This is a genomic window from Pseudomonas sp. PvP028 (assembly GCF_017832255.1).
In the GTDB taxonomy this organism is placed as follows: Bacteria; Pseudomonadota; Gammaproteobacteria; order Pseudomonadales; family Pseudomonadaceae; genus Aquipseudomonas; species Aquipseudomonas syringae.
In genome coordinates, this window is record NZ_JAFIBL010000001.1 from 5,782,015 (window position 1) to 5,806,647 (window position 24,633).

The 24,633-nt window shown below is 58.9% G+C and carries 22 protein-coding genes and 2 tRNA genes; 17 read left to right on the top strand and 7 right to left on the bottom strand.

Annotation, left to right across the window (positions count from 1 at the left end; all coding sequences use genetic code 11):
- Window positions 1-165: 165 nt before the first annotated feature.
- From JOE34_RS24725 to JOE34_RS24740, 4 genes are all read left to right on the top strand, one after another.
- The gene (locus JOE34_RS24725) at window positions 166-465 is read left to right on the top strand and encodes a hypothetical protein (protein ID WP_024663460.1); all 300 of its coding nucleotides are present in this window, start codon (window positions 166-168) and stop codon (window positions 463-465) included.
- A gap of 144 nt (window positions 466-609) precedes the next feature.
- On the top strand, window positions 610-1,935 hold the full coding sequence (locus JOE34_RS24730) for an OprD family porin (RefSeq protein WP_004418667.1): 1,326 nt from the start codon (window positions 610-612) through the stop codon (window positions 1,933-1,935).
- Between the two features lie 171 nt (window positions 1,936-2,106).
- Window positions 2,107-3,822, top strand: coding sequence for a proline--tRNA ligase (locus JOE34_RS24735; RefSeq protein ID WP_016567429.1), 1,716 nt, complete (start codon window positions 2,107-2,109; stop codon window positions 3,820-3,822).
- Window positions 3,823-3,887: 65 nt separating this feature from the next.
- Window positions 3,888-4,844: a lipoprotein gene (locus JOE34_RS24740; protein WP_003390980.1), complete on the top strand. Its 957-nt coding sequence runs from the start codon at window positions 3,888-3,890 to the stop codon at window positions 4,842-4,844.
- A gap of 48 nt (window positions 4,845-4,892) precedes the next feature.
- Here JOE34_RS24740 and dinB read toward each other — a convergent pair whose 3' ends face one another.
- Complete coding sequence (gene dinB / locus JOE34_RS24745; RefSeq protein ID WP_003422095.1) at window positions 4,893-5,954, bottom strand: DNA polymerase IV; 1,062 nt, start codon at window positions 5,952-5,954, stop codon at window positions 4,893-4,895.
- A gap of 261 nt (window positions 5,955-6,215) precedes the next feature.
- On the opposite strand from dinB, the gene JOE34_RS24750 reads away from it, so the two are divergent.
- The 4 genes from JOE34_RS24750 (at window position 6,216) to JOE34_RS24765 (ending at window position 10,997) form a co-directional block, all read left to right on the top strand.
- A tRNA-Met gene (locus tag JOE34_RS24750) sits at window positions 6,216-6,292 on the top strand.
- A gap of 302 nt (window positions 6,293-6,594) precedes the next feature.
- Window positions 6,595-6,671: transfer RNA gene (locus JOE34_RS24755), tRNA-Met, on the top strand.
- A gap of 349 nt (window positions 6,672-7,020) precedes the next feature.
- Window positions 7,021-9,663 carry a bifunctional lysylphosphatidylglycerol flippase/synthetase MprF gene (gene mprF / locus JOE34_RS24760; RefSeq protein WP_060406058.1) on the top strand — a complete coding sequence of 881 codons (2,643 nt, stop codon included), beginning with the start codon at window positions 7,021-7,023 and terminating at the stop codon, window positions 9,661-9,663.
- Complete coding sequence (locus JOE34_RS24765; protein WP_209996779.1) at window positions 9,663-10,997, top strand: virulence factor family protein; 1,335 nt, start codon at window positions 9,663-9,665, stop codon at window positions 10,995-10,997. The genes mprF and JOE34_RS24765 overlap by 1 nt, the downstream gene beginning before the upstream one ends.
- Window positions 10,998-11,084: 87 nt before the next feature.
- Here JOE34_RS24765 and JOE34_RS24770 read toward each other — a convergent pair whose 3' ends face one another.
- The gene (locus tag JOE34_RS24770; RefSeq protein ID WP_003390988.1) at window positions 11,085-12,980 is read right to left on the bottom strand and encodes a potassium transporter Kup; all 1,896 of its coding nucleotides are present in this window, start codon (window positions 12,978-12,980) and stop codon (window positions 11,085-11,087) included.
- Between the two features lie 333 nt (window positions 12,981-13,313).
- Here JOE34_RS24770 and JOE34_RS24775 point away from each other — a divergent pair, with 333 nt between their 5' ends.
- From JOE34_RS24775 to tsaA, 6 genes are all read left to right on the top strand, one after another.
- Entirely contained in the window at window positions 13,314-14,405 is a 1,092-nt protein-coding gene (locus JOE34_RS24775) for a catalase family protein (RefSeq protein ID WP_010414404.1), read from the top strand.
- Between the two features lie 311 nt (window positions 14,406-14,716).
- Entirely contained in the window at window positions 14,717-16,060 is a 1,344-nt protein-coding gene (gene rimO / locus JOE34_RS24780) for a 30S ribosomal protein S12 methylthiotransferase RimO (protein WP_003390994.1), read from the top strand.
- Window positions 16,061-16,162: 102 nt separating this feature from the next.
- Window positions 16,163-16,603 carry a GNAT family N-acetyltransferase gene (locus tag JOE34_RS24785; RefSeq protein ID WP_010414401.1) on the top strand — a complete coding sequence of 147 codons (441 nt, stop codon included), beginning with the start codon at window positions 16,163-16,165 and terminating at the stop codon, window positions 16,601-16,603.
- Window positions 16,604-16,695: 92 nt separating this feature from the next.
- Window positions 16,696-17,406, top strand: a complete 711-nt coding sequence (locus tag JOE34_RS24790; protein ID WP_003422083.1) for an rRNA pseudouridine synthase — start codon at window positions 16,696-16,698, stop codon at window positions 17,404-17,406.
- A 79-nt stretch (window positions 17,407-17,485) separates the two neighbouring features.
- Complete coding sequence (locus JOE34_RS24795) at window positions 17,486-17,947, top strand: DUF1456 family protein (protein ID WP_003314340.1); 462 nt, start codon at window positions 17,486-17,488, stop codon at window positions 17,945-17,947.
- A 10-nt stretch (window positions 17,948-17,957) separates the two neighbouring features.
- On the top strand, window positions 17,958-18,650 hold the full coding sequence (tsaA, locus tag JOE34_RS24800; protein WP_046719788.1) for a tRNA (N6-threonylcarbamoyladenosine(37)-N6)-methyltransferase TrmO: 693 nt from the start codon (window positions 17,958-17,960) through the stop codon (window positions 18,648-18,650).
- A gap of 96 nt (window positions 18,651-18,746) precedes the next feature.
- Here the strand turns inward: tsaA and fpr are convergent, their stop codons facing one another.
- On the bottom strand, window positions 18,747-19,526 hold the full coding sequence (gene fpr, locus JOE34_RS24805; RefSeq protein ID WP_002554680.1) for a ferredoxin-NADP reductase: 780 nt from the start codon (window positions 19,524-19,526) through the stop codon (window positions 18,747-18,749).
- Window positions 19,527-19,649: 123 nt separating this feature from the next.
- Between fpr and JOE34_RS24810 the strand changes: the two genes are divergently transcribed.
- A complete protein-coding gene (locus tag JOE34_RS24810) occupies window positions 19,650-20,576 on the top strand; it encodes a LysR family transcriptional regulator (protein WP_003339525.1) in 927 nt (308 codons plus the stop codon).
- A 19-nt stretch (window positions 20,577-20,595) separates the two neighbouring features.
- On the opposite strand, the gene JOE34_RS24815 is transcribed toward JOE34_RS24810, so the two are convergent.
- The 4 genes from JOE34_RS24815 to JOE34_RS24830 all read right to left on the bottom strand — a co-directional run bounded on the left by JOE34_RS24815 (window position 20,596) and on the right by JOE34_RS24830 (window position 22,646).
- Window positions 20,596-20,961 (bottom strand): diacylglycerol kinase, encoded by a 366-nt coding sequence (locus JOE34_RS24815; RefSeq protein WP_003314336.1) that lies wholly within the window; start codon window positions 20,959-20,961, stop codon window positions 20,596-20,598.
- An 82-nt stretch (window positions 20,962-21,043) separates the two neighbouring features.
- Window positions 21,044-21,691, bottom strand: a complete 648-nt coding sequence (gene erdR / locus JOE34_RS24820; RefSeq protein ID WP_003319664.1) for a response regulator transcription factor ErdR — start codon at window positions 21,689-21,691, stop codon at window positions 21,044-21,046.
- Window positions 21,692-21,706: 15 nt separating this feature from the next.
- A complete protein-coding gene (locus JOE34_RS24825) occupies window positions 21,707-21,889 on the bottom strand; it encodes a hypothetical protein (RefSeq protein WP_004418676.1) in 183 nt (60 codons plus the stop codon).
- 46 nt (window positions 21,890-21,935) lie between these two features.
- The gene (locus tag JOE34_RS24830) at window positions 21,936-22,646 is read right to left on the bottom strand and encodes a tRNA-uridine aminocarboxypropyltransferase (RefSeq protein ID WP_003391009.1); all 711 of its coding nucleotides are present in this window, start codon (window positions 22,644-22,646) and stop codon (window positions 21,936-21,938) included.
- A gap of 254 nt (window positions 22,647-22,900) precedes the next feature.
- On the opposite strand from JOE34_RS24830, the gene JOE34_RS24835 reads away from it, so the two are divergent.
- Complete coding sequence (locus JOE34_RS24835) at window positions 22,901-23,317, top strand: quorum-sensing-regulated virulence factor family protein (RefSeq protein WP_003314332.1); 417 nt, start codon at window positions 22,901-22,903, stop codon at window positions 23,315-23,317.
- A 193-nt stretch (window positions 23,318-23,510) separates the two neighbouring features.
- Complete coding sequence (locus JOE34_RS24840) at window positions 23,511-24,623, top strand: LOG family protein (protein WP_003422071.1); 1,113 nt, start codon at window positions 23,511-23,513, stop codon at window positions 24,621-24,623.
- Window positions 24,624-24,633: the final 10 nt, after the last annotated feature.

Here is a 24,633-nt window from a genome sequence, read left to right on the forward strand (position 1 = left end):
CACCATGAACGCCAGCCAGAGCAGTGCTCCAGGTTCAGGCAAGCTCAATGGGGATTGCACCAAAATCACACACTGCTGTTGCGACAGCAACACAGCAGATTCGTTTTCTACTCAACGCAAGCCGATACCGGTAACGTTTTTGGGCGATAAGGACAGCACCCACTCTTGACGAAGAAAAGCGAGAGGTATTTTAAAAAAATAAAAATAGTCACTAAAAACAGTCAGATGGAGCAAAAAGGCGATCCTGATTCTGATTTTTCACAAAATTTTTTCATTTTCGGAAACTTTGTGCACGCTTGTTGCTTTATCACCCATATGATGACGGCAACCCTGGCGGAAAACAGGGGTACCAGAATCAAGGGAAACAAGGCTTGCGACCCCGGGGGACGCTGTGACGGACCGCGCGTTGACCTGTCTGACAATGCGCAGAATGCCACTACAGGCCAGCCCGGCAGCGCGTCGTAAAGATTCTGAAAGGATAAGGCTGTAGCTATAGCAACCCAAGTCAGCGTGATATAGATTCCGCCGACAAAAATAGAAAGAGCCGCCCAGATAAAAAAACAGGTGGGACGGCAGACAAATCTTCTAAAAACCAAAGGAGCAATCACGATGAGAGTGATGAAGTGGAGCGCAATCGCACTGGCCGTTACGGCAGCCAGCGCCCAAATGGCAACAGCCGCACCTTTCGTCAGCGATCAGGCTGATGCCAAGGGCTTTGTGGAAGGCAGCACGCTTGACCTGAAGTTGCGCAACTATTATTTCAACCGTGACAACAAAAACGGCAATAGTGATTTGAGAGACTGGACCCAAGGTCTCTGGGCGAATTTCAGCACCGGTTACACTCAAGGCACCGTCGGTGTCGGCGCTGAAGCTTTTGGCTATTTCGGCATGCAGCTCTGGGCTCCGGACGCATACTCGGGCTCCACTAACCTGGCGTTCAACCGCAACACCGGTGAAAATGAAAACTCTCTTGGCAAGCTCGGTGGCGCTGTCAAATTTCGCATCTCGAAAACAGAGCTGAAAATTGGCGACATGCAGCCTACCAGCCCGGTATTCGCAGTTGGCGGCTCTCGCTTGCTTCCACAAACCGCAAGTGGTTTGAGCCTGCAAAGTAGTGAAATCTCAGGCCTCGACCTTGAGGCTGGCCACTTCTACTCCGGCACCAGCCAGAACGATACTAGCCATGACGGCGGAATTTTTGCCAACTATGCTGGCGTTGAAGCCAATAGCGCGGACTTCGCTGGCGGCAAATACGCAATTACCGACAGCCTGGGCGTTGCATTCTATGCCGCCAAGCTGGAAGACATCTGGGATCAATACTACGCCAACGTGAACTACGCCCTGCCACTGGGTGGAGATCAGTCTCTGGCATTCGATGCGAACATCTATCGCACCGTTGACGAAGGCAGCGCCAAAGCCGGCTCGATCAGCAACACCGCGTTCTCCGGTTCCGCAGCCTACTCGTTCCTTGCTGCGCATACCGTTACCCTCGCGCTCCAGAAGATCAACGGTGACACTCCGTTCGACTACATCGGTATCGGTGACAACAACCGCGGTGGCGACTCGATCTTCCTGAACAACTCGATCCAGTACTCCGACTTCAACGGTCCGGGTGAAAAATCCTGGCAGGTCCGCTACGACCTGAACATGACTCCGTACGGCGTTCCAGGCCTGAGCTTCATGACCCGTTACATCAAGGGTACTGACATCGACGGCACCAAAACACCTACCGGCAGCGCTTATGCTGGCCTGTACGGTGCAGACGGCGAGCACCACGAAACCAACCTTGAAGCCAAATACGTCGTACAGACTGGCCCGGCCAAAGACCTGTCCTTTCGTATGCGTCAGGCATGGCACCGCGCCAACGCCGACCAGGGCGAAGGCGACGTCAACGAGTTCCGCCTGATTGTCGATTACCCGATCTCGATCCTGTAATCACCGCTCAGCACTCGTTAATAGAAGAAGCCCGGCATATGCCGGGCTTTTTCATGAGCCCATGAAAGCGCTTCAACGCCACCTGCAAGCCAGCCGCGCCCTGTACGCGACCGGCACAGCGCCGTACAATGCCAGGTCATTTCCTGTCTCAGCAACCGACAACGGCCAACCATGCGCACCAGTCAATTTTTGCTCGCCACACAGAAAGAAACCCCTTCCGATGCGGTCGTGGTCAGCCATCAGCTGATGCTGCGCGCCGGCATGATTCGCAAGCTGGCCTCCGGCCTCTACACCTGGCTGCCCATGGGCCTGCGCGTACTGCGCAAGGTCGAAGCCATCGTTCGTGAAGAAATGGACGCCGCAGGCGCACTCGAAATTCTGATGCCCGGCATTCAACCCGCAGAACTGTGGCAGGAATCCGGACGCTGGGAGCAGTATGGCCCGGAGCTGATGCGCCTGGTCGACCGCCACAACCGTGAGTTCTGCCTGGGTCCGACCCACGAAGAAGTCATCACCGATCTGGCACGCAATGAGCTCAACAGCTATAAACAGCTGCCGATCAACCTGTACCAGATCCAGACCAAATTCCGTGACGAGATCCGCCCACGCTTCGGCCTGATGCGTGGACGCGAGTTCGTCATGAAAGACGCCTACTCGTTCCATGCCGATCACGAATCGCTGCAGGTCACCTACGACCGCATGCATCTGGCGTACAGCAACATCTTCACCCGACTGGGCCTGAAGTTTCGCCCGGTCGAAGCGGATAACGGCTCGATTGGTGGCGCCGGCTCGCACGAATTCCACGTACTGGCCGAATCCGGCGAAGACGATATCGTGTTCAGCGACGGCTCCGATTACGCAGCCAACATCGAAAAGGCCGAGGCGATTCCTCGCGAGAAGACGCGCCCTGCCGCTACCGAAGAGCTGCGTCTGATCGACACGCCGAACGCCAAGACCATCGCCCAACTGGTCGAAGGTTTCGGTCTGCCAATCGAGAAAACCGTCAAGACGCTGGTGGTGCATGCTGCCGAAGAAGGCAAGCTGATCGCCCTGATCATCCGTGGCGATCACGAGCTCAATGAAATCAAGGCCAGTCAGCTGGAACAGGTCGCCAACCCGCTGGTCATGGCGTCCGAAGCCGAACTGCGCGACGCCATCGGCGCAGGCGCGGGTTCACTGGGCCCATTGAACCTGCCACTGCCGTGCATCATCGACCGCTCTGTCGAGCTGATGAGCGACTTCAGCGTCGGTGCCAACATCGACGACAAACACTATTTCGGCGTCAACTGGGAGCGCGATCTGCCGGTTCCGACCGTTGCCGACCTGCGCAACGTGGTTGCGGGCGACCCGAGCCCGGACGGCAAGGGCACACTGGAAATCAAGCGCGGCATCGAAGTGGGTCACATCTTCCAGCTGGGCACCAAGTACAGCGAAGCGATGAAGTGCCAGGTGCTGGGTGAAAACGGCAAGCCGGTCAATCTGGCGATGGGTTGCTATGGCATCGGTGTTTCCCGAGTGGTTGCAGCTGCCATCGAACAGAACAGCGACGAAAACGGCATCATCTGGAACGATACCCTCGCGCCGTTCCAGATTGCGCTGGTCCCGCTGCGCTACGAGACAGACGCCGTTCGTGAAGCGACGGACAAACTGTACGCCGACCTGACGGCTGCCGGTTTTGAAGTATTGCTCGACGACCGCGACAAGAAGACCAGCCCGGGCATCAAGTTCGCCGACATGGAACTGATCGGTATCCCGCACCGCATCGTGGTGAGCGACCGAGGCCTGGCCGAAGGCAATCTGGAATACAAGAGCCGTACCGAATCGCAACCGCAAGCCATTGCAGTCGCGGACGTGCTGTCGTTCATCCAGGGCAAAGTGAACCGCTGAGTCAAAAGGCGCACCTGCTCGCAGGTGCGCCGCTCTTCACTCGCCCAATCCGCATCAGAGATCCCATGCTCAAACGAAGCACCTTAAGCCTCGGCAGCGCCGTTCTGTGCGGCTCATTTCTCGTCGGCGGCTGTGCCAACCAGCTCTCTCAGCGCAGCGAGCACGAGGAGCGAGTCGAACGCAAACTGCTCGAACATACCCTGCAAGTCGATATCGGCGAACCCAAGACACTGGAGTTGCCGCAACGCCGCGTGCGGATTCACGAGCACAAATCGTTCGAGGTCACCGACTTTGAAGTCACCCGCCACTATGACCGCTACACGCCTTACCAACCGTGGCGGGAGGTCTACGAGATCCCGCTCGGCGCAGTCGCTGTTGTCGCAGGTGTCGGGGCCAACGTGGTCAACGTGTTTGCGCTGGGCAATTTGCCGGAAAGCATGACCAAGGACTGGATTCACTATGGCGTGGCAGGTCTCAACCCGTTCATGAATGCCCCGTCCCACGGTCGCGCCGAGCAGAATCTGGCGAGCATCGACGAGGTTCAGAAAGACAAGCGAATCGAGAACTCCACCCTGCCCTGGAATGAACGCCCGGTGATGGTCAAGGCCGGCAATGAAACTCACGAAATGAGCACTGACCGCAACGGCATCCTGCGCCTGAACCTGCTGGACAGTCCGTTTGCCGAACAGGACCTCAGCCGCATCACTCGCATTTATATCAACGTCGAAGACGATCAGGACAGCGCGCACACGAGCGCCAGTTTGCCCATCAGCCATTCGCTACGCGGCAAGCTGCTGGAGGCGCACGCCCTGATCTACGACGACCTTGAAGATGATGAGGTCAGCCAGTGGGTGCATCGCGTCAAGCGTCTTTCTGATATGGGGCTGGAAGAAGAAGCCAGCGAGCTGGAACAGAACCTGATCGAACTGACGCGCAACGATCCACAGTTGCAGGGTGAATTTCTCAAGTCACTCGCCAGAGACGCTGGCCGCCTGGTCGCCGTTCCTGCCCAGAGCCAGTAACAAGTGCCTGTAACATGAAAGGCCGCGGCGTATAACCGCGGCCAGTCATTATCGAGAGAACAATTCCAGCTGTTCATGGGCTGCACGCAGATCGTGCAGACGCACGCCTATGCCCAGCAATCGCACCGGCTTGCCACCGCGGGCGAACGCCTGAGCCAGCAGCTGCTCATAACTGCCCAGATCCCTTCCGGCCCCGGATTGTTCGAGAGTCGTCTGCGTAAAGTCGTGAAACTTCACTTTGACGAACGGCTTGCCGGGCCGGTACTGCCCTTCCATTCTGGCCATACGGCCACTCAGGGTTTCCAGCAGGTCGGGCAGTTTTTCCAGGCAGGCCGCCAGATCGGGCAGATCCGTGTCGTAAGTATTTTCAACGCTGACTGACTGACGTCGGCTGTCATTCTGCACCGGTCGGTCATCGATCCCGTGCGCCAGACTCCAGAGGCGCTCGCCAAAGCTGCCGAATTCCCGAACCAGCGCGAGCTTGCTGCGGCTTCGCAGGTCGGCACAGTCGACGATACCCAGCCTGCCGAGCTTGTCTGCGGTGACCTTTCCTACGCCATGAAGCTTTGTGACCGGCAAGGAAGCGATGAAATCCTCGACCTGATCCGGCGTGATGACGAACAACCCGTTGGGCTTTTTCCAGTCGCTGGCGATCTTGGCGAGAAACTTGTTGGGCGCAACGCCCGCCGACACGGTGATGTGCAACTGATTCGAGACCCGACGACGGATGTCCTGCGCGATACGCGTGGCGCTACCGGAAAAGTGCCCGGCATCGGACACGTCCAGAAAAGCCTCATCCAAAGACAACGGCTCTATAAGGTCGGTGTAATCCCGAAAGATCGTGTGGATTTCCCGCGATGCTTCTTTATAGGCATCCATGCGCGGCTTGACGATGGTCAGGTCCGGGCAGAGCTTGAGCGCATGCCGGGAGGACATGGCCGACCGCACGCCATACGCGCGCGCCTCGTAATTACAGGTCGCAATCACCCCGCGTCGCTCCGCAGAGCCGCCTACCGCCAGCGGCTTGCCAGCGAGGTCGGGCTCGTCACGCATTTCAATGGCTGCATAAAAGCAGTCACAGTCGATGTGGATGATTTTGCGCTGCGTCATGACCTGATGGGATTTTGCAATCAATGGCCGCGCAGTATCTCATTCGTACCGCCAAGTAACATCCAATGATGCGAAAGGTCGCCATGAAAAGTAGTCAAACGCCCATCATGCATGACCGAAACAGCTGCAAAGCCCCGTCATGCAAGCGCCAATACCATGCAGACCGATCATCTGGATCCGCTAAGCGTTTGAAGAAAAAGCACTTTTTTGAAACTAACCATTGACACCTAGTCATCTCTCTGTAGAATGCCGCCACACAGACGCGGGATGGAGCAGTCTGGTAGCTCGTCGGGCTCATAACCCGAAGGTCGTCGGTTCAAATCCGGCTCCCGCAACCAAACATCAAAAAAGGCTACTCGAAAGAGTGGCCTTTTTTGTGCGCGCCTGAAAAGCACCCTTCTCAAGCCCGGACATCGGGCCATGCCTCGCGCAGATATACAGCGCTCTCCGGCACCCTGCGGCGAATCCTGACGGCCTGGCCGTACGCTTTCCTGATAATGCTCCACGCAGGCATGCTGCTCTGAAAACCGGTCACCCGACCCCAAGCGTGCAAAATCTGCAAAATCCGCTACTCATTTGCATGCTTTGCGGATTAAGGGTTGACACTTTAGCGTTCGGCTGTAGAATGCCGCCACACAGACGCGGGATGGAGCAGTCTGGTAGCTCGTCGGGCTCATAACCCGAAGGTCGTCGGTTCAAATCCGGCTCCCGCAACCAAACATCAAGAAAGGCTACTCGAAAGAGTGGCCTTTTTTGTTTCCGGTAAAAAAGCAATGCGGACAACGACTAACTGTCTGACAAAAAAGACTATTTCCAAAGTCCTTTGAAACCCTATCATCACATCTGTAACGTAATACGTGCATTTACGACAGTTTTTGCGTGCGCTGCCGATAGGTGTTACTAAGCTGAATCACGACTGAACCGTAGCTGAACAGCATCACCCGGCTCGATTCGCTATTCGCTCGTTAGACGTTGACGCGCTAACATCCTGAAATATTTTCTGCGTAGGGATTGGTAACTTGGCTGCATACCTCCATCCTGTCGCGCACGATCCAAGGAGTGATTGATGCGCGACAACATGTCCGATTCCAATGAAACCATTGATGCAGAGCAACCCGTCAGCCCACCGCGCCATAACTGGCGGGAGCTGCTGAGCAAATACCGACAGCCCATAGGGCTGGCGGTGATGCTGCTGTTGTTCAGCCTGGCCCTTATAGCCTGCCGCCACATGCTGGTCGAAATGGACTGGTATGCGCTGCACGATTCGCTGTTCGCAGTCCCCCTGCCCGCCTTGGGCGGTGCGCTGCTCGCGGCAATCGTCGGCTACGTCATCCTGATGGGCTATGAGCTGTCCGCCAGTCGGTACGCCAATGTCGACCTGCCCATAAAGACGCTGCTTCTCGGCGGCTTCACCTCATTTGCCATCGGCAATGCGGTCGGCCTGTCGATGCTGTCGGGTGGCTCGGTGCGCTACAGGCTTTATTCACGCCACGGCGTAGGCGCAATCGAAATCGCCCGCATGACCGTGTTCGCCAGCCTGTCACTGGGTTGTGCGCTGCCGCCGCTGGCTGCACTGGCCACGCTGAGCAACCTGTCAGGCGCGTCACTGGCACTCAAACTTCCCGTGGACGTGCTGGCTGTAGTCGCTACAGCGGTGTTGATCGGCAGTCTGTTGCTGGCGGTGTTCGTCTACCGTCGCCGCCTGCCGGAACAGGACATCCCGCACAATATTCTGGTTCGTCTCGGCCGTCGCACCTTGCGCCTGCCGGATTTGAAGCTGACGCTGATTCAACTGGTGATCACCGCGCTGGACGTCGCCGCCGCAGCGATGGTGCTGTACCTGCTGCTGCCGCATGCGCCGCCGCTGGGTGCATTCATCCTTATCTACCTGCTGGCGCTCGCGGCCGGCGTGCTCAGCCATGTGCCTGGCGGCGTCGGCGTGTTCGAGGCGATTCTGCTTGCGGCATTTGCCAACGAGCTGGGTGCCGCCCCGCTCGCCGCTGCGCTGCTGCTATATCGCCTGATCTACGTGATCCTGCCGCTGCTGCTGGCCTGCCTTACCCTGCTGTTTACCGAGGCCCAGCGCCTGCTGCCGACCCGGCAGGCCATGCGCGTCGCTTCAGGGCTGGCGGCACCGATTCTGGCACTACTGGTTTTCTTGTCGGGGGTGGTGCTGCTCTTCTCTGGTGCCACCCCTGAAATCGATACCCGTCTGGAAAACGTCGGCTTCATGATTCCGCATCGGCTGATCGATGCGTCGCACTTCGGGGCCAGTCTGGTGGGTGTGCTGTGCCTGCTGCTCGCCCAAGGCCTGCGTCGTCGACTGTCGGCCGCATGGATGCTGACCTCTATTTTGCTGCTGGTCGGTGCAGTGCTGTCGATACTCAAGGGCTTCGACTGGGAAGAAGCCAGCATGCTGCTGCTGACCGCCTGCCTGCTGCTGACCTTCCGCCGTTCGTTCTACCGTCCAAGTCGCCTGCTGGAGCTGCCGTTCTCGCCGGTCTACCTGATTGCCAGCATCTGTGTGGTCGGTGCCTCGATCTGGCTGCTGCTGTTCGCCTATCAGGACGTGCCCTACAGTCATCAGTTGTGGTGGCAGTTCACCCTCGATGCAGACGCCCCGCGCGGCCTGCGTTCGGCGCTGGGCAGCGCAGTGCTGCTGGTCGTGGTTTCGCTGACCTGGTTGCTGCGTACCGCCAGACCGGTCATCAAGCTGCCCGACGCGGCAGACCTGGACAAGGCAGCCGAGATCCTCAAAGCATCCAAACAGCCGGATGGCGGCCTGGTGCTGACCGGCGACAAGGCAATCCTGTTCCATCCGGCCGGCAATGCGTTCCTGATGTACTCGCATCGCGGCCGCAGCCTGGTAGCGCTTTACGACCCGATCGGCCCCACACAGCAGCGTGCCGAGCTGATCTGGCAATTCCGCGACCTGTGCGACGTGCACCATGCGCGTCCGGTGTTCTACCAGGTACGTGCAGAAAACCTGCCGTTCTACATGGACATCGGTCTCACGGCCATCAAGCTGGGTGAAGAAGCGCGCGTCGACCTGCGGCGCTTCGACATCGACGCCAAGGGCAAGGAGATGAAAGACCTGCGTTACACCTGGAACCGGGGTGGCCGCGACGGTCTTTCGCTGGAAATCTACGAACCGGGCCAGGCGCCGATCGACGAGCTGAAAGTGATTTCCGACGCCTGGCTGACGGGCAAGAATGTCCGTGAAAAAGGCTTCTCGCTGGGCCGCTTCAGTACTGAGTACCTGAAGTACTTCCGCATTGCCATCGTGCACTTCCAGGGCAAGCCGGTCGCGTTCTCCAACCTGTTGGAAACCACCAGCCCGGAACTGGCCAGCCTGGACCTGATGCGCTCTCACCCGGATGCACCCAAGCTGACCATGGAGTTCATGATGGTCGGCCTGATTCTGCATTACAAAGCCCAAGGCTACGCGCGCTTCAGCCTGGGCATGGTGCCTTTGTCGGGCCTGCAGCCACGACGCGGCGCACCCATCACCCAGCGTCTGGGTTCGATGATCTTCCGCCGTGGCGAACAGCTGTACAACTTCCAGGGGCTGCGTCGCTTCAAGGACAAGTTTCAGCCCGATTGGGAACCTCGTTACATGGCCGTGCCTGCCGGACTCGATCCGCTTGTGGCACTGGCTGACACCGCCGCCCTGATTGCGGGCGGCCTGACTGGATTGGTGAAACGCTGATGATTCGACGCTCCTGGCGCCTTTTGCTCGCAGCTCTGGTAATTGTTCTTTTAATGGTAGCGCTGGGAGTCTGGATCTGGACCCGCCCCGCTCCGCCCGCATCACTGGAACACTCTAACCTTGACGGTGGCGCGCCGCTGACCAGCGTAACGCCGGCCACCAGCATCAAAACCCGTATCGCACTGGCCGTCACCGCTGAAGACATGCTGACCGACAAGCAATTGCTGGCGATCAGCAAGGATGCGTCGGCACGCATCATTCAGGTGGTGTTGCCCAAGGACGACTGCGTCCTGCAGCAGAAGACCTTTCAGGACGCTCTGACGAAGCTCGATGGCCCTGCAAAGGTCGTCGGTGGCATAGGCCCTGGCGCAACACTGGCCTGGCGCTGGCTGGCCGGACAGACCGATGACAAGGCGCAGGCCATTTCAGTAGATTTCGCGCTCGAGCATGCCTCGAACCCACCGCCCGTTTTGGAAGAAGACGAAAAGCCGCCACAGATCTGCGACGTAGCGCTGCCGCAAAAGGCTGCGCACGGGCACTGGCTGGCCGCCTGGAACGACGCGCCGGATGATCCGAGCGCAGCCTTCGTGCGCGACCAGACCAACGCCGACACCAGCATCAGCGACTACGACATTCCGCTGCCTCAGGTGCTCAACACCGAACTTCGTCATCTGCTGCTCGGCGAAAATGACAGTGGCGGACTGGGTATACCGACGGTCGAAGTCCCGGCCAGCCAGCCTTCCGATACCGTGACGCTGTTCATGTCCGGTGACGGCGGATGGCGCGACCTGGACAAAGTCGTGGCCGGCGACATGGCCAAGATGGGTTACCCGGTGGTAGGCATTGACGTACTGCGCTACTACTGGGAACACAAGACGCCGGAACAGACCGCCGTCGACCTCACCGACCTGATGAACCACTACCGTCAGAAATGGGGCACCAAGCGCTTCATCCTGGCGGGCTACTCGTTCGGTGCGGACGTCATGCCGGCGATTTACAATCGCCTGGCCGCAGACGATCAAAACCGGGTGGACGCAATCATCCTGCTGGCCTTCGCGCGCACCGGCAGCTTCGAGATTCACGTTGACGGCTGGCTCGGCAACGCGGGCAAGGAAGCCACCACAGGACAGGAAATGGCCAAGCTGCCAGCCGCCAAGGTGTTCTGCGTTTACGGCGTCGAAGAGAAGAAAGACAGCGGTTGCACTGACACTACCGCCGTCGGCGAAGCGGTTCAGTTGCCAGGCGGTCATCACTTCGATGAGGACTATCCGGCGCTGGCCAAACGCCTGATCGACGCGATCAACAAACGTCAGGGCAAGACTGCCGCTCAGTAACGCTGCAGTTTGCTACCAAAAAAAATCCCGGCACCGTGAGGTTGCCGGGATTTTTTTATATGCGCTGCCGGACAGCCCGGTCAACGTTTACATCTCCACTTGGGTACCCAGCTCGATCACCCGATTGAACGGCAGCTTGAAGAAGCGCAGGTTGCCGTTGGCGTTCTTGAGCATGAAGGCGAACAACGCTTCACGCCAGCGCGCCATGCCATCCATCTTGGACGGGATCACCGTCTCGCGGCTGAGAAAGTACGTGGTGCGCATCGGACTGAAGTCCAGCTCCGGCAAGTGACACAGGGCCAGCGCAGCCGGTACATCTGGCTCATCGATAAAGCCGAAGTGCAGGATCACCCGATAGAAGCCTTCGCCATAGGATTCGACTTCGAAGCGCTGAGCGGACGGCACACGCGGCGAATCTTCATACACCACCGTCAACAGCACCACTTGCTCGTGCAACACCTGGTTGTGCAGCATGTTGTGCAGCAACGCATGGGGCACGGCGTCCGAACGTGCAGTCAGGAACACTGCCGTGCCCTGTACCCGATGCGGCGGCTGGACGCGAATACTGCCGATGAAGATCGGCAATGGCAGGCCGCCCTCGTCGATTCGCTCCGCGAGCAATTGCTTGCCGCGCTTCCAGGTGGTCATGAGGATAAACAGCACCGCGCCCGCCAGTACCGGGAAAGCCCCGCCCTGGAAGATCTTCGGCACGTTGGCCGCGAAGAACAGACCGTCCACCAGCAGCAGGCAGATCAGCAGCGGAACGGCCAGCAATGGCGGCCATTTCCAGAGCATCAGCATGACCGTGGACACCAGAATGGTGGTGCAGAGCATGGTCCCGGTCACCGCGACGCCGTAGGCAGACGCCAGCGCGCCAGACGATTCGAAGCCGATTACCAGCAGAATCACGCCCGCCATCAGCGCCCAGTTGACGGCACCGATGTAGATCTGACCTTGCGCGTCGCTGGAGGTGTGCTGGATGTGCATGCGCGGAATGTAGCCCAGCTGGATCGCCTGCAGTGTCATCGAGAAGGCGCCGGAGATCACCGCTTGCGAGGCAATGATGGTCGCCATCGTCGATAGACCGATCAGTGGCAGCAGCGCCCAACCCGGCGCCAGCAGGTAGAACGGGTTACGAACCGCTTCAGGGTTGCCCAGCACCAGCGCACCCTGACCGAAATAGTTGAGCAGCAGCGCAGGCAGCACGAGGATGAACCAGGCACGCGAAATCGGCTTGCGGCCGAAGTGGCCCATGTCGGCGTACAGCGCCTCGGCCCCTGTCAGGGCAAGCACCACAGCACCCAGAATGGCCACACCGATGCCCGGATGGATGATGAAAAAATTCACACCCCATGCCGGGTTGACCGCTTTCAGCACTTCCGGCGACTGCATGATGCCGTAGACACCCAGCGCGCCGAGCACCAGAAACCAGATCACCATCACCGGGCCGAACAGCACGCCGATGCGCGCGGTGCCATGACGCTGAATCAGAAACAGCCCCACCAGCACAACCAGCGCCATGGGCACGATCCAGTGATCGAGACCATCGAACGCCAGCTCCAGCCCTTCCATCGCCGACAAGACCGAAACTGCCGGGGTGATCATGCTGTCACCGTAGAACAATGCGGCGCCGAACAGTCCGAACACCACCATCATCATTTGCAGCCGGGGATGCTTGGCCGACGCTCGCCGCGCCAGGGCCATCAGCGCCATGATGCCGCCCTCGCCCTGGTTGTCGGCACGCAGGACGAAGGCCATGTACTTGAAGGAAACCACCCAGATCAGCGACCAGAAGATCAGCGACAGCACGCCGAGAATCGCGTCATGGGTCACGTCCACACCGTAACCACCCTGAAACACCTCCTTGAGGGTGTACAGCGGACTGGTGCCGATGTCGCCGTAAACCACCCCTACCGCGGCGATCAGCAACCCGATGGGCTTGGCAGCGCCGCCGGCCTCCGCATGACTGTTTGCTTGACTCATCCACTACTCCCGGAAACCAGACATGAGGTTCAACACTGAGAACATCACAAGGCGTAACAATTCAGATTCAGCCAGACATTGACATGCCTCGGCGCGATGGCGCGAAGCATAACGCAGCACTCGTCGTAATTCTTGGTGAAACGCAGATCATCGCAATGATCCGGCCTGCCTCCCTGCCTTGATCACTGCCTGTTGAGGGAGTTTTTCGAGGCAACGTTTCTCATGGAACGACAAAAATATCGGCCGGTCATTAGTTAAGCCTGCCGCATCAGGGGTCTACAAGAACCGCATCGACGCCCGGGCACCCTGATTACCTCTGACAGAGATGCCCTGATGACCACACAAAACCTGACTGTCCAGCCGTTGCCCTTCCAACCCTCATTTGAAGTCGTTCCGGACGATGAAGCGCAGACCAGCAAAGAGCTGGTCGAAGCCATGCATTCCATCCTGGAGACCACGTATCAAGACACAGGGCACGCCATTCGCAGTGTGCACGCCAAGGCCCATGGCTTGCTCCACGGTCAGATTCAGGTTTACGACGACCTGCCCGAGCCGTTGGTCCAGGGTGCCTTTGCCAGGCCCGGCAACTTCCCGGTGGTCATGCGCTTCTCGACCAACCCGGGCGACATTCTCGACGATAAGGTGTCCACGCCCAGAGGCCTGGCCATCAAACTGGTCGGCGTCGAAGGCCCGCGCTTGCCTGGCAGCGCAGAGGCAACCACTCAGGATTTCGTCATGCAAAACGCCAAGGCCTTTACCGCCAAGGACCCCAAGGCCTTCCTGAAGACCTTGAAGCTGCTGGCCAAGACGACCGACAAGGCGCCGAGCATGAAACGCGCGCTGTCTGCCGTCCTGCGCGGCATCGAGTCGGTGATCGAGTCTGCCGGGGGCGAAAGTGGCACACTGAGAAGTCTCGGCGGGCATCCGATGACCCACATCCTGGGCGAGACGTTCTACACCGTCGTGCCGTTTCTATACGGCCCCTACTACGCCAAGCTCAGCGTCGTGCCAGTCTCCGCCGAGCTGATTGCGCTGACCGACAAGGCTGTGGACCTGAAAGACAACCCTGACGGTCTGCGCGAAGCGGTCAAGGCGTTCTTTCTTGAACACGATGCCAGCTGGGAAGTCCGCGTCCAGTTGGCCACGGACCTGGAGAAAATGCCGATCGAGGACGCCTCGGCGATCTGGCCGGAAGACCTCAGCCCTTACGTAACCGTCGCTCGAATCGATGTGCCCCGCCAGTCATCGTGGTCGGAGCAAAACATCCAGGAAATCGACGAAGCCATGGCATTCAGCCCATGGCATGGCCTTGAGGCACATCGTCCGTTGGGCGGCGTCATGCGCGTGCGCAAACCGGCCTATGAACACTCGGCGGGCTTTCGCAGTCAGCACAACGGTTGCCCGATGCATGAGCCGCGCCGCTGAGAGCATGTGAAAGTCAGTTCAGGCCTGCACAGGTGGGCCTGGACTTCATTCAAAATGTCACCGTCACCCGTTGCAACATCGGCCATCCTCCTCGATACACTGCGTGTAACCGACTTATTGTCGGTGGTGATGCAATCGGCCAAGCACGCGCTGGCCCCGGCTGCCTCTCGCGTACGTCGTAATTCTCATGCAAACGCTGGTCATCCTGCCCACTCGCCGCTAGAATTGCGCACTTTTTGATCAGAGGCGCAGCAAGCGCCCAGTCAGCGCCTGCGCTTCGCGCCCGGGCGCCCTTCACGCCGAGGTTTGCCATGTCCACCGTCACCACGCCGTCCGCCCCCAAGGTTGGATTCGTTTCACTGGGTTGCCCAAAGGCACTCGTTGACTCTGAACGCATCCTGACCCAACTGCGCATGGAAGGTTACGAAGTCGTTGCGACCTACGAGGACGCCGACGTAGTGGTGGTCAACACCTGTGGCTTCATCGATACGGCCAAGGCCGAGTCGCTGGAAGTGATCGGCGAAGCCATCAAGGAAAACGGCAAAGTCATCGTGACCGGCTGCATGGGCGTCGATGCGAGTGTCATTCGCAATGTGCATCCGAGCGTGCTGTCGGTGACCGGCCCGCAGCAGTACGAGCAGGTGGTCAACGCGGTGCACGATGTCGTGCCGCCCCGCAAGGATCACAATCCGTTGATCGACCTGGTGCCGCCACAAGGCGTCAAGCTGACCCCGCGTCACTACGCGTATCTGAAAATTTCCGAAGGCTGCAATCACAGTTGCAGCTTCTGCATTATCCCGTCGATGCGCGGCAAGCTGGTCAGCCGCCCGGTGGGTGATGTGCTGGACGAGGCCAAGCGCCTGGTCAAATCCGGTGTGAAGGAGCTGCTGGTTATTTCCCAGGACACCAGTGCCTATGGCGTTGACGTCAAATACCGCACCGGTTTCTGGGACGGCCAGCCGGTCAAAACCCGCATGACCGAGCTGTGCCAGGCGCTGGGCTCGATGGGTGTCTGGGTGCGTCTGCACTACGTCTACCCGTACCCGCACGTGGACGAGCTGATCCCGTTGATGGCCGCTGGCAAGATCCTGCCGTACCTGGACATCCCGTTCCAGCACGCCAGCCCGAAAATCCTCAAGCTTATGAAACGTCCGGCCTTCGAAGACAAGACCCTGGCACGCATCAAGAACTGGCGTGAGCAGTGCCCTGACCTGATCATCCGTTCGACCTTCATAGTCGGCTTTCCCGGCGAAACCGAAGAAGACTTCCAGTACCTGCTGGACTGGTTGACCGAAGCGCAGCTGGACCGGGTTGGCTGCTTCCAGTACTCGCCGGTTGAGGGCGCGCCTGCCAATCTGCTGGACGCGGCCATCGTGCCGGACGACGTCAAACAGGATCGCTGGGATCGTTTCATGGCTCATCAACAGGCAATCAGCGCTGCTCGCCTGCAGATGAAGATCGGCAAGGAGATCGAAGTGCTGATCGACGAAGTCGACGATCGTGGTGCCGTGGGCCGCTGCTTCTTCGACGCCCCGGAAATCGACGGCAACGTGTTCATCGGCCTGGAAGACGGCAGCACCGTTCAGCCCGGCGACAAGATCATGTGCCGGGTGACCGATGCCGACGAATACGACCTGTGGGCCGAAATGCTCTAAGCGCTCTCCCTGGTCGCAAGCGAAAGCCCTGCCCTTTAACCGGCAGGGCTTTTTCGTCTCTGGCTGCTGTCTATCCAGGACCGGCTTAAAGGAGAACGCGAGATGCAGCTATACACACCGGATACCCATGATTACCCGGAATTGACCGAGGTATGGGAACGCTCGGTGCGCGCGACCCATGACTTTCTGCCAGACGCCTACATCACCCGGCTCAAGGTGCTGCTGCCGCAATATCTGGGCAGTGTGACCCTGTTCTGTACCCGGGATGAGCAGCTCAACATCACCGGCTTTGCAGGCACGCGTAACAGCCGTCTGGATATTCTGTTCATCGAACCTGACCATCGCGGCCAGAAGCTGGGCACACAGCTGCTGAATCATGCAATCGAGCAGTTCAATATCCGTGAACTGGACGTCAACGAGCAGAATACGCAGGCGTTGGGGTTTTACCGCAGGCATGGTTTCGAGGTTGTCAGCCGCTCTGAAGTCGATGGTCTGGGCCAGCCTTACCCCATGCTCAGAATGCGCCTGACCGGCCGTCACTGACACCGATTGCAGCGCAAATGCAATGTTGCCGCGATTAACCGTCGCCGGGCGGTTACAATGGTGACTTTATTTTAGCAAACGGCTTTTTTGTCATGACAGACCCCATTCGCCTTTCCAAACGCCTTATCGAACTGGTCGGTTGCTCCCGCCGGGAGGCCGAACTGTTTATCGAGGGTGGCTGGGTCACTGTGGACGGCGAGGTCATCGAAGAGCCGCACTTCAAGGTCAGCACCCAGAAAATCGAGCTCAGCCCGGACGCCAAGGCCGACTCCCCGGAGCCTGTGACGATCATCCTGCACAAACCCGCCTCGGCAAGTGCCGAAGAGGCTTTGCAGATGATTACGCCGGGCACGCTCTCCGTAGATCACAGCTACAGCAAGCGTCCGCTCAAGGGTCATTTCATGCGCCTTGAGGCGATTTCAAGCCTTCAGGCCAATGCCAGCGGCTTGATGGTGTTCAGCCAGGACTGGAAGATCCTGCGCAAGCTCACCGATGACCGGAGCAAGATCGAGCAGGAATACGTGGTGGAGATCTCGGGCGAGATGGTTGCTCATGGCCTCAACCGGCTGAACCACGGCCTGACTTACAAAGGCAAGGAGCTGCCAGCCGTGAAAGCCAGCTGGCAGAACGAGAACCGCCTGCGCTTTGCGATGAAAAACCCGCAGCCCGGCATCATCGCCCTGCTGTGCGAGGCCGTCGGCCTGAAGATCGTCGCCATTCGCCGCATCCGCATCGGCGGCGTGTCCATGGGCAAACTGCCCGAGGGCCAGTGGCGCTACATGACGGCCAAGGAAAAGTTCTGATCCTCGCGCCACCCACCTTATTACAGCGCGCATGGCCACCGTCATGCGCTGCCCTACGACTTATCAGGAACCACGCCTCATGATGAACAACGACGTACTGCGCAGCGTGCGCTACATGCTCGATATCAGCGACAGCAAGATTGTCGAAATCACCGCACTGACCGGTTTTGAAGTGTCGAAGAGCGATGTCATCGCTTTCATGAAAAAAGAGGAAGAAGAAGGCTACCTGGATTGCAGCGATGAAATCATGGCGCACTTCCTCGATGGCCTGGTCTACTTCAAGCGTGGCAAGGACGAAAGCCGTCCGCCACAGGCGATCGATTTGCCGATCACCAACAATATCGTCCTGAAAAAACTGCGCGTGGCGTTCGAACTGAAAGAAGACGATATGCACGCCATCCTCAAATCGGTCGACTTCCCGGTTTCCAAACCAGAACTGAGCGCTCTGTTCCGCAAGGTCGGACACACCAACTATCGCGCCTGTGGCGATCAACTGCTGCGCAATTTCCTAAAGGGCCTGACCCTGCGCGTGCGCGGCTGAACCAGCCTCGATGAGCTACAACGTCTCCCCTGTCGGCTTCGTGCGCTCCTGCTTCAAGGAAAAATTCGCCATCCCGCGCCAGCCACAGCTGGCCCCGGCGGCACGCGGGGTGTTGGAGCTGTTGGCACCTTTCGATCAGGGTGAAGCGGTTCAGGGGCTGGAACAAGTCAGTCACGTCTGGCTGCTGTTTCTGTTCCACCAGGCGCTGGAAGACAAGCCCCGCCTGAAGGTGCGCCCGCCGCGCCTGGGTGGCAACCAGTCGATGGGCGTGTTCGCTACCCGCGCAACCCATCGCCCCAATGGCATCGGCCAGTCGGTGGTCAAGCTGGACAAGGTCGAGCCTGGGCGACTCTGGCTGTCCGGCATCGACCTGCTGGATGGCACGCCGGTGCTGGACATCAAGCCCTACGTACCCTACGCCGATGCAATTGCCGACGCGACCAACCACATCGCCAGTGCTGCGCCAGCCCTGATACCGGTGCACTGGCAAGACTCCGCGCTGCAACAGGCTCGTGAACACGCGCTGCGCCTGAATGAGCCGCTGGTCGAACTGATCGAGCAGTGTCTGGCCCAGGACCCGCGCCCGGCCTACCAGCTACCCACGCCGGAACGTCGCTATGGCGCTCAGTTCTGGGATCTGGACGTGCGCTGGCACTACCCGCAGGCCGGCGTGATTTGCGTGCTGGAAGTACTGCTCGCCTGAAGCTGCTGCTGGTCTGAACTGATCAGGGCGACAAATCCCGCGCAACAAAAACCCGCCTGATCCACTCAAGGACGAGGCGGGTCTTGTGCAGCCGGCTTACTTCTCGACGAACGCACGCTCGATCAGATAGTCGCCCGGCTCACGCATACGCGGCGAAACGGTCAGGCCGAAGCTGTTGAGCACTTCGCTGGTCTCGTCGAGCATGCTCGGGCTGCCGCACAACATCGCACGGTCATCCTGCGGGTTGATCGGCGGCAGGCCGATGTCGCTGAACAGCTTGCCACTGCGCATCAGGTCGGTCAGACGGCCTTCGTTCTCGAAGGGCTCGCGGGTGACCGTCGGGTAGTAGATCAGCTTGTCACGCAGCGCTTCACCGAAGAACTCATTCTGCGGCAGATGCTCGGTGATGAACTCGCGATAGGCGACTTCGTTCACGTAACGCACGCCGTGGCAGAGGATGACTTTCTCGAAACGCTCATAGGTCTCGGGATCCTGGATGACGCTCATGAACGGCGCAAGGCCGGTACCGGTGCTCAGCAGGTAAAGATGCTTGCCCGGCTTGAGATCGTCCAGCACCAGCGTACCCGTAGGCTTCTTGCTGATGATGATCTCATCGCCTTCCTTGAGGTGCTGCAACTGGGAGGTCAGCGGGCCGTCCGGCACCTTGATGCTGAAGAATTCCAGATGCTCTTCCCAGTTCGGGCTGGCAATCGAATAGGCACGCATGAGCGGACGACCGTTTGGCTGCTGCAGACCGATCATCACGAACTGACCGTTCTCGAAACGCAAACCAGGGTCGCGGGTGCACTTGAAACTGAAGAGGGTGTCGTTCCAGTGGTGGACGCTGAGGACACGCTCGTGGTTCATGTTGCTCATGTACGTGAGGACTCCTGAAAAAATAGTGCGCGCAGAAGCACTGCGCTATTGCGCGACATTCTAGTGGCAGACACAATATCTGTTAAATGAATTATCAAGATATAGGTTATCGGTTATATAGATATGCGATTTACTCTCCGTCAGCTCCAGGTATTTGTGGCCGTCGCCCGGCAGGAAAGCGTCTCCAAAGCCGCGGTACTGCTTTCGCTTTCGCAGTCGGCTGCCAGCACCTCCATCACCGAGCTGGAGCGCCAGTCGAGCTGCCAGCTGTTTGACCGCGCCGGCAAGCGCCTCAGCCTCAACGCCACCGGCAGGCAATTGCTGCCGCAAGCTGTCGCGCTGCTCGATCAGGCCAAGGAAATCGAAGACCTGCTCAACGGTAAATCAGGCTTCGGCTCGCTGGCGGTCGGGGCGACGCTGACGATCGGCAATTACCTGGCGACCCTGCTGATCGGCGGCTACATGCAGCGCCACCCGGAAAGCCAGGTCAAGCTGCATGTCCAGAACACCGCGCATATCGTGCAACAGGTTGCGCACTACGAGATCGATCTGGGCCTCATCGAAGGCGATTGCAGCCACCCGGACATCGAAGTGCAATCCTGGGTCGAAGACGAACTTGTGGTGTTCTGCGCCCCGCAGCATCCGCTGGCCAAGCGCGCCCAGGTAACCCTGGAAGAGCTGACCCATGAAGCCTGGATTCTCCGGGAACAGGGCTCCGGCACACGCCTGACCTTCGACCAGGCGATGCGTCATCATCGTAACGGGCTGAATGTCCGGCTGGAGCTCGAGCACACCGAAGCCATCAAGCGCGCAGTCGAATCCGGGCTGGGCATTGGCTGCATTTCCAGACTGGCGCTGCGCGATGCCTTTCGTCGCGGCAATCTGGTCGAACTGGCCACGCCCGAGCTGGACCTGGCCAGGCAGTTCTACTTCATCTGGCACAAACAGAAATACCAGACCTCGGCCATGCGCGAGTTTCTCGAGCTGTGCCGCGCGTTCACCGCCGGGGTGCAGCGCAGCGACGAGATCGTGCTGCCCAGCCTGTATTGACGGTCTGTATCGAAAGGCATCAGCCCAGCAGAATGATCGCCCACACCAGACCAATCATGCTCAGGGCGATGAACTGGGCAGCACTGCCCATGTCCTTGGCGTTCTTGGACAGCGGGTGCAAGTCCAGGGAGATACGGTCAATGGCCGCCTCTACGGCCGAATTAAGCAGCTCGACGATCAGCGCCAGCAGGCACACGGCTACCAGCAGGGCATGCTCGCCCTTGCTGACGTGCAGAAAAAACGACAGCGGAATCAGGACCACGTTGAGCAGTACCAACTGGCGGAAGGCCGCTTCACCTTTGAAGGCTGCGCGCATACCGTCCAGTGAGTAACCAGCGGCGTTAAGAATACGTTTCAGACCGGTTTGGCCTTTGAAGGGCGACATAGAGAGACTGCTGTGTAAAAAGATGAGGAAAGCTAAGGCAATAAAGGTCAAAAAAGCGTGAATGCTCGCAACCTGAAAGCCGTCAGCTGGACGAAATGGACTCAAGCTGCTGTAACAACAATGCTGCCTGGGTACGCGTGCGTACGCCAAGCTTGCGGAAAATCGCCGTGACATGTGCCTTGATGGTGGCTTCGGACACGCTGAGCTCGGAAGCGATCTGCTTGTTCAGCAAGCCTTCACAGACCATCGTCAACACTCGAAACTGCTGCGGCGTCAGGCTGGCAAGGCCTGCGCTGGCAGCCTTTGCTTCGTCTGAAACACTGATCACTTCATTGACCTGCGGCGGCCACCAGACGTCACCATCGAGCACCGTGCGTACCGCCTGCTGAATGACTTCCAGCGAGCTGGATTTGGGAATGAAGCCGCTGGCACCAAACTCTCTGGAGCGCACCACGATAGAGGCTTCTTCCTGCGCCGAGACCATCACCACCGGTATCTGCGGGTACTGGCCACGCAACAGGACCAGCCCGGAGAAACCATAGGCACCAGGCATGTTCAGGTCCAGCAGAACCAGATCCCAATCAGCTTTTTCCCCCAGCCGCGACTCAAGCTGGGCAATGCTTTCTGCCTCGACCAGCCTTGCGTCAGGCCCCAGGCCGATGCTCAGCGCCTGATGCAGCGCACTGCGAAACAGGGGATGATCATCAGCGATCAGGATGTCGTAGGTCATGTAATGATCCTGTTTTTATAGTGAGGGGCCGAAGAATCGGCCGCCCAGCGAGGCTGGCGAACGCTCGGCGCGAAACCCGTAGCGGGCTCCGGCGCACTGCCAGACCAGATGAATCGGCTTCCAGGCGGCGCCAAGCATGCCCAGCATGGCCATGACGGTCAAGCGCGAAGCGTCGATACCCGGGAACATAGATGGCAATTAGCCAAACCCGCGCAGTTAGACCGCCACTGGTTATGAACAGCCTTCAAATGAAGGCCTTCAAATGGGTATGCGCCACGTCGTCGGGATCAATCGGGTTCTGATACTTGGCGCCCAGATAATGAGCGCTGAACACGTCCAGATAAGCATCCAGCACGCCGCTGGCACTGGCATCACCAGCCAGTTCCAGACAGAGGGCGGCCACTTCTGCGGTGCAGAAGTGGTCGTCGCGCCTGGATCGACGCAAACGGTAGCGCGAGATCTGCTCGGGTTCCAGACTCAAGACCGGAAACCGCTCCAGATAAGGACTCTTGCGAAACATCTTGCGCGCTTCGGTCCAGGTAGCATCCAGCAGAATGAACAACGGGCGCTTGCCATCCAGGCGCGAGACCTTATTGACCACGCGCTCCTCGGCGACAAATTCTCCGGGAAACACGATGTAGGGCTGCCACTGCGGGTCGTCCAGCAAGGCGAGCAATTGCTCATCGACCTCTATCCGCGACCAGAGGAAGGCATGAGTGTCCTGGATGACATCGGCAATCAGCCAACCGGTGTTGGTCGGCTTCAAGGGCTCAGTGTCATACATCAGCAGGCAGATGCCTGAGTCGGCAGCGACGCTGGGTCGCCATTCGCACAGACAATAGCTGGAGATAACCCGACATTCCGGACAGCGCGGCGCGCGCGAGCCACGGGCAATAAAAGGCCTGGTACTGCGGGCCAGACGCTCATCGCGCAGGCGGGAAACGGCATGGCTCATTACAGGACATGCCTGCGGGGGAAATACATCGACACCACAAAGACTCGGCTGGATTAAAGTCCGCGCAGTTTATCAGAGGCCCGGCACTTCAACGCGCTTTCAGTCCGGCGGCCTCTTTTCATACAGAGCCTAGGCCCGATCAAGGCTCCTGCTCTATACTGCTGCGCCACAGCACCCCGCGCTATCGGTGGGCTGCCCGGAACGCACTTTGAAGTCGCTGGTCCAACGGCCAGTGACTTAATCAGGAGAGTTTAATGCTGCGCCTTATCGTACCCACCCTTACGCTTTTGCTCGTTGCTCCACTGTGCGCCCAAGCGGCGTCGAAACAGGAGTTCGAACTCAGCAAGATGCTGGAAAAAGTCGCTAAGGAAAGCAGTGTCGGCACGCCGCGAGCGATCAACGAAGACATCCTCGATCAGGGCTATACCGTCAGCGGCAACCAGTTGATCAACCACCTGAGCGTTCGTGAAGGCCAGGCTCAGCAGATGCGCGCTAATCCGGACGTGATGCGCAACCAGTTGGGTAATAGCGTTTGCCACAACAATGGTTTCCGCCAGTTGATGACCAAGGGGGCCGTACTCAAGTATCAGTTCACCGAGTACAAGACCAACCGCCCGGTTGTGACGCAGACCTTTCAGGCTTCCGACTGCACTGTAAAGCCCAAGCAATAAGCCACGCCCGACATGTAGCCGCCCCCCGCGCGCCTGTCCCTCAGGCGCGTCAGTCGAGCAATACTCAAGACATCCTGCAACTAATCCACCCTGGCAATGAACAGGCAATGGGTAGCCTTTCTCTGCAAACCGGGACATCATCGGTTCAACACGCCCCACTGGGCCATTGATCCTGCAGGAGGAAAAATCCCGAATGCCGTATGTACCTGACGATCTTCTATCCCGACACTTTCAAAGCGACGGCCTCGACCTGACCAGCAAGATTGAAGAGCACATCAATGAGGTGGCTCCGGGCACGAAAAACCTGCCGCTGTACCGCGACATGATGCTCACGGTGCTGCGCATGGCCCAGGATGACCGCAACCGCTGGGACGTCAAGATAACGCTGCAAACCCTGCGCGAACTGGACAAAGCCTTTCGGGTGCTCGAACGCTTCAAGGGCCGCCGCAAAGTCACTGTGTTCGGCTCCGCCCGTACACCAATGGAACATCCGCTGTACGCACAAGCCACAGAGCTGGGTGAAAAACTGGCCCGCGCCGACATGATGGTCATCACCGGCGCAGGCGGCGGCATCATGGCGGCAGCTCATGCCGGTGCAGGCTTGAAACACAGCCTCGGGTTCAACATTACCCTGCCTTTCGAACAGCACGCCAACCCGACGGTAGAAGGCAGCGAAAACCTGCTGCCCTTCCACTTCTTCTTCACGCGCAAGCTGTTCTTCGTCAAGGAAGCCGACGCGCTGGTGCTATGCCCAGGCGGGTTCGGAACTCTGGATGAAGCCTTGGAAGTGCTGACGCTGATACAAACCGGCAAAAGCCCGTTGGTGCCTGTTGTATTGCTGGACACGCCTGGCGGGAGTTTCTGGCAAGGTGCGCTGGACTTCATCAAGCATCAGTTGCAGGACAATCACTACATTCTGCCAGCCGACATGAAGCTGATGAGGCTGGTTTACAGCGCTGATGAAGCGGTGGAGGAGATCAACCGGTTTTACGCCAACTTCCATTCCAGCCGCTGGTTGAAAAACAAGTTCGTGATCCGTATGCATCATGCGCTGAACGAACAGGCCCTGGAGCACATGCAGGAAGCGTTCGCTGACCTGTGCATCAATGAAAACTTTCATCAGCACAGTTATCAGGGCGAAGAGCACGATGAAGCGCAATTCAGTCACCTGACACGACTGGCGTTCACCTTCACAGGGCGCAATCAGGGCAGACTTCGGGAACTGGTGGATTACATCAATCAACAGGAAAACTGGGAAGACGCTTCAGCGACAAGGGACGCAGCTCGGAACCGGACGCCACAGTAAGCCCCCGGAT